5 protein-coding genes and 1 pseudogene are annotated in these 5,548 nt (G+C 37.3%); 1 reads left to right on the top strand and 5 read right to left on the bottom strand.

What is annotated here, in order from left to right; all coding sequences use genetic code 11:
- Positions 1-48: 48 nt before the first annotated feature.
- From HMPREF0023_RS15445 to HMPREF0023_RS15425, 5 genes are all read right to left on the bottom strand, one after another.
- Positions 49-660 (bottom strand): recombinase family protein, encoded by a 612-nt coding sequence (locus tag HMPREF0023_RS15445; RefSeq protein ID WP_008942536.1) that lies wholly within the window; start codon positions 658-660, stop codon positions 49-51.
- Between the two features lie 180 nt (positions 661-840).
- Positions 841-1,368 carry a plasmid pRiA4b ORF-3 family protein gene (locus HMPREF0023_RS15440; protein ID WP_000537572.1) on the bottom strand — a complete coding sequence of 176 codons (528 nt, stop codon included), beginning with the start codon at positions 1,366-1,368 and terminating at the stop codon, positions 841-843.
- A 205-nt stretch (positions 1,369-1,573) separates the two neighbouring features.
- A complete protein-coding gene (locus tag HMPREF0023_RS15435) occupies positions 1,574-2,131 on the bottom strand; it encodes a plasmid replication DNA-binding protein (protein WP_008942535.1) in 558 nt (185 codons plus the stop codon).
- 63 nt (positions 2,132-2,194) lie between these two features.
- A complete protein-coding gene (repM, locus tag HMPREF0023_RS15430; protein ID WP_000200914.1) occupies positions 2,195-3,124 on the bottom strand; it encodes a replication initiation protein RepM in 930 nt (309 codons plus the stop codon).
- A 499-nt stretch (positions 3,125-3,623) separates the two neighbouring features.
- The gene (locus tag HMPREF0023_RS15425) at positions 3,624-4,793 is read right to left on the bottom strand and encodes a MobA/MobL family protein (protein ID WP_002134206.1); all 1,170 of its coding nucleotides are present in this window, start codon (positions 4,791-4,793) and stop codon (positions 3,624-3,626) included.
- Between the two features lie 301 nt (positions 4,794-5,094).
- Between HMPREF0023_RS15425 and HMPREF0023_RS15420 the strand changes: the two are divergent.
- A pseudogene (locus tag HMPREF0023_RS15420) lies at positions 5,095-5,548 on the top strand (hypothetical protein); the annotation flags it as partial.

Genomic DNA, 5,548 nt, shown 5'->3' with positions numbered 1-5,548 from the left:
ACTCCAAAATAGAAATGTCCGGTTTCTCCAAAGTAAAAATGTCCGCTTTTAGATAACTTTAGCAACTCGATAGACAGTTGCAACTCCACAATTCACTGCTTTGGCAATTTCTTCCTTAGTCATATTGCCAGCTGCTAGCAATTCTTTTATTCGTTTGTGCTTAGCCTCATTGGCTTTCTTACCTGTTGGCTTGTAACCCGAACGTGCCAGGCCCTGCTTAATACGTTCTATACGTTTCTCATTGTCTAGGCGAGCCATTGTTGCCAGGAGATCAATCAACATATTGTTGATGAGTTCCAGGATTGAATGAGTAATGCTGTCACTGGTTTGAATCAGTTGGTAGGTAGTAGGAAGATCCGCTACGACTAAACGAAGTCCCTTCTCCTGGATCCTGCGCTTCAGCTCTTGAAAATCTCGTTGGGTTAGGCGTGATAAGCGGTCAATACTTTCAACTAACAAGGTGTCACCTTGATTTGCTTCTGACAGCAGCTTATTCAATTCAGGTCGGTCTAACTTCGTACCACTATAGTTTTCCACGTACACAATGGTTTCACCCAAATTCAAGTTTTGGTTTAGATCCTGAAGAATCTGCAAAGCCCTTTCTGCATCTTGATCTTTAGTTGAAGCTCGTAGATAAATACGTGTATTCATTTCTATCATTTAATCTTAATTCTATTAGATTAATGATAACAATATCATTTAATTATTGCATTAAGTCTAATGATAGATATTGTATGCGATTTGGCTTGCTATCATTCAGCTATACTCTTTTGATAAAAAAAGCATGACTAAAAGCCATGCCTTGGGAATTCGTATAACAGCCCTTATGTTAAATCAGGTTTAAAACTTAATATCATGTGAATTAAAGTAGGTCGGATCAAACTCTATCTCTCCTATTTCATCCTCGATAATTTGCATGTAATCGTCATATCTTGGATGTTTGGGGTCTTGTAATGCATCTAAAATATCAAGATATCCAAAAATTCCTCCAATATCTTCAAATGGAGCATGATTTTGACCATCTATACAACATGGATATTTTTTATTTAAATCAGGAGATTGTCTGCTTTCTACAGTAATCAAATGTTCCCAACAATCGCCAAAATCATATGTATATATAATTTTTTTACCTACACGTAGAACTTCTTTCAATTTTTGTCTTTTATTGATCTTTTCATGCTTAATAGTCGTGAATTCATGTAAATGGCTATCTTCCCAATCAAAAGCAGATTGAATTGCCTTATGGAGCCTAGATAAAGTAGCTGCCGATGAAATTTGAATAGTTCTCCAGATTTCAGGATCACTACCTAGCAGACTAATTTTTAATTGAAAAACTTCATCAGAAGATTTGAGCTTTACAGTTCCCATAACAGCCTAGTTCTCAAAAAATAGTTTTAGTAAATCTAAAATTAACATAATACACCTTATACGAAATGCGTTATAATTATCTATAGAAATCAATGCTGTAGTTTCTAGTTTATAGCCCATCTTCCCCAAGGTGGGTTTTTTTTATGATTTTTCACGTTCCACGCTTATTTATTGAGCAATGTTCCACGGTTTTATTTAGCCTAAGTTAACCATATGGAAGAAAAAAACGACTCCAGAAGCCACGCTTTTTAGGCTCTGGTTCAACATGCTCTGGAACAGGAATGCGCTTATTCTCTGGAGTAGTCAATCCGTCATGTTTGTCGTTATCTACATTCAATGTAGGTTCTACTTGAGATGGACTAGATTGCACTGAAGATTGATCTGAAGTTGGTGTGGGATGAACCTGAGTTGGCTTCATTTCAATTAGGGTAAGTAATGTATCAATACGAGAATTTGCTTTAGCTTCGCGATCTTCTGCTTTTTCTAACTGTTTCTTTAGAAAATCGATCTGATTCTTTAGTTCAATAACTGTATTGTCTGTGTATTCAGGTGTATTTATAGTTTGTGTTGGAGACGTATCAGTGTGTTTTGAGTGTTTTCCACTAAAAGGTTCACCATAAACGCGGAGTAACTCAGAGAAGTCGATAGAGCCATCATGATCACGACTTAACACCCCATTTTTTATATCTTTATAAAGTGTAGCACGAGATTTCTTATACAGTGTGGCTGCATCACTAACACTGTATTTTGTACTTGTTTTCATAGTGTATTGCTGTGTATTTAGGATACGTATTGAAGAATACAATAAGTGTATTCTTCAATACACTCAAGCTTTAAACCCTAAGTTCTTTAAGTGTGGCAAAAACTGCTGTTGTTGGTGAGGGTTTCTAAGCATATCCTTAATTTTAGCAGCTAAAATCTCATAACTTTCACCTTCTGAGGCTAAATGGGAAAGCTCATGTAAACGTGATAATTGATTCCCGAATAGATTAATTTGAGCATCAGATAGCTGATAAAAATCTTTCGAGGTATGTGTTATGGATTTAGATTTTTCTTTAAAAGAAAAGATAATATGAGTGACTTTACGCCCTGTTTTTTTCTGCTCATAAGTGACTTTTAAAGGGCTATATTCATTGATTTGGTCTATAGCAGTGTCAATTACTCGTTTCTTGAAATCAGCGAATAATGGGTACTTTTTACCGAGTTCTAACATTGTCCGTAAACTCTCAACAGAAATTTCACGCTTACCTATTTGCCGATATTGAACCAGTAGCTCATAAATACGAATACCGTATCCACTATTGATCCCAGCAATGTCTGATAAGGCATATTTGGTGAATTCTCTACTTAGATTGGAAATAAATGGCAGAATGGGTTTTGAAAAACGGATTCCAATGACACTTTGACTATCTAAAAATTGGATTTCTTGCACCCATCTCATTTTTATAGATTTATCATCAATACTGAGGTTAATAGACCTCTCATAGAGTCTATTAATACCTTCCTTTAAATCTCTGTATGCAGTTTTCTCATGTACGCCCAATTGTTTTAATTCATCGACGCTAACAGGGTATAACTCATCATCTGTAATAGGCTGATTTTTGGGAATCCGTGAAATGGCAGCTAAGACAATTCGTTGCTCTACGGCACTTAATTGATACGATGCTTCTATTACTTGATTTGATTTTACAACGTGATTTTTATTCAAAACAAAACCATTGATTTTTCTAATATATGACAAATATATACTTGTCATAGTTAGTAGTCAATCCGTCATAGTTAAGTAGTCAATCCGTCATAGTTAGTAGTCAATCCGTCATAGTTAGTAGTCAATCCGTCATATTTAAACGCTGAAACCTTTGCTATATAAGGCACAGAGACGACTGAAAAGATTTAAAAGATTTAAAATATATTAAAAAGGAAAGAATGAAAAATTGCCCTATGTTTTCGCTACGCTCAAACTCTATTGAACTTCGCTTACGCTCAGTTCGAAGGGGCAATTTTTGGGTTAATCTCGTGATAACTTCAAAAAAGCAAAAGCAACTCGGAATTCGCTTCGCTCATAAGTTTTTTATACTCGCTTCGCTCGACCTAGATGCAAATTAAATCTGTTCGCACCCTCCGGGATGCTCTGTATCTCAGTCTCAGCAGCAAAGGGGAGTTTGTAATCAGGGAAAAAGCATGGCAAAAATTTTAATTGTGTCTGTTCGCTCGTAGACACTCGCTCTGTAAACTTTGGATAAAACCAACTGAGCTTAAAAACCAGGGCCACCGTAATCATAATCATCAGCTTTAGGTTGTACTGGTTCTGATTGAGTGCGTTTGGGAGGCGTATTTTGTATCGGTAATACGTATTCAGGAAGTGAATGCACCTCGAACTCAAAACATGGGGTACTGTTACGTCTTGAGTCTTCTAGTTTTTCATTCATTTCGTAGATGGACCAAGCTTCTTGTTTAAGTATAGGGCCTTGGTTTTTGATAATTTCATTCAAATCATTTTTTAGTTTGTCCTTATTTGTTGCATTCTTGATTAAGTAATTCAGGTAATACATGACTTCCAATGATGAAAATGGGTTGTTTTCAGCACTATAAAAATATTCATGTTGTTGATCTAATTGCTTTTGGCGTTCTTCGAGTTCTCGTTCTTGCTGGTTGTGTTCTCTGATTTTTTGGATTTGGGCGAGATATTCCGCTGTCGCATTTTGTTGTCCAACGCCTAGTTTTGGCTCTGGAAGGTATAGCGTGCTGTGGATCTCGTTATATTTTTCATAGCTGTCTGCTGAAACCTGATTTTTGATGGTGATGTCTTGGCCATCCAGTGTGTAGGTGACGGTCGGGCAGTGCTGTGCAAGGGCATCATTCAAATGATTTTCCCATTGTTTTCGGATATAGATCAAAAAAGTGGAATAGTCTTCATGGCCATCTTGAAGTTGGATTTTTTTGGCACCGCCTTTGGCTGGATCTTGAGGGTTATAGCGTTTGAAGTACTGTTCTGCGCTGCGTTCAATGCCGTCATCCGCTTTTAGCGAGAACATCAGATGACAATGAGGCTGATCTTCGCCACTGATACGTGATTTTACGTTGTGTATGGCGTATGAGTGCGGATATTGCTGTGGAACTATATGTTTGTCTAAAAACGTCTCTATGAGCGTTTTACGCTGTTCTGACGTGAACTCATTCGGTAGGGCAATTTCATACTCCATGTAGGCCTTGGCATTGGCTCGTTCATACGTATCTGCTGCCTGCCAAAAATCAATGGGATCTTTTACAAAGGCAGGCATACATCGACCAGGTTCAATATGTTCTATGGTCTCATTGCTGGTTTTGCGGATGCCTTCATACTGCATCAGCCGGGAAATGTAGAGATAATGGCCGGTCGCATAGCCCTTATTTTTGCTTTTGACGCTGAAGTGGTAGCTGGCCATGTTCACCTCTGCTGGGTTGTGGGTTCGGTTTTTATGCAGTGAAACGGAATGAAAACCGCCCGGATTTGAAATGCCTGTATGGCTGAAAAATCCGGTTGAAGGGGGTCAAGGGGGAAGCGCCCCATTGCGTACTAGTTTCTCCGATGAGGAGAAACTGTCAAGTGCGAATTATTTAATATAAAAATAAAAATTCTTTTCAAGAAATTTTATTTTTATATTAAATAATTATTTTCAGACTGCCCTCTTTAAATATGGTAAAACCATATTTAAAGAGGGCAGTCTGAAAATTTGGCGGCAGATGATGGAAATGGAAAAAGCAAAAAAGCGTGGTCGACCTGCTCAGTTGTTACAGATTGCTGAGTTACATGCATTTGTAGAGTTTTTAGAACAGCAAGAACAGCTTTCTGATCTTCAATCTCAAGTGTTAAAGGCTTTAAATAGTGTTGATTGTAATTTTGAGGGGCTAACTCAGACAGATCAGGTTCTGGTCAAAGAGGCTTTAAAACCTTATCGTGAACATCTGAAGTTGAAATTGCTGTTTGAAGAGTTGAATAATCTGCCTCTTAAAACCGAGTATGAACAGAAGTTTTTAGATCTGTATGAACTTTTTCAAAAGAATGCACTAGATCAGATGGAACTAAATATTTTAAAAACCTTGGCGACACGGTATCTGAATTTTAAAGCGCAAAAGCTTGAATACAGTGATTTAGAATTGTATTTGAGTCAGCTACAGAAGAAGGATGCTGGGAAAAAAC

The sequence above is a fragment of the Acinetobacter sp. ATCC 27244 genome, from assembly GCF_000156555.1.
Lineage (GTDB): Bacteria > Pseudomonadota > Gammaproteobacteria > Pseudomonadales > Moraxellaceae > Acinetobacter > Acinetobacter haemolyticus.
This window is presented reverse-complemented; position numbering and strand designations above follow the sequence as displayed.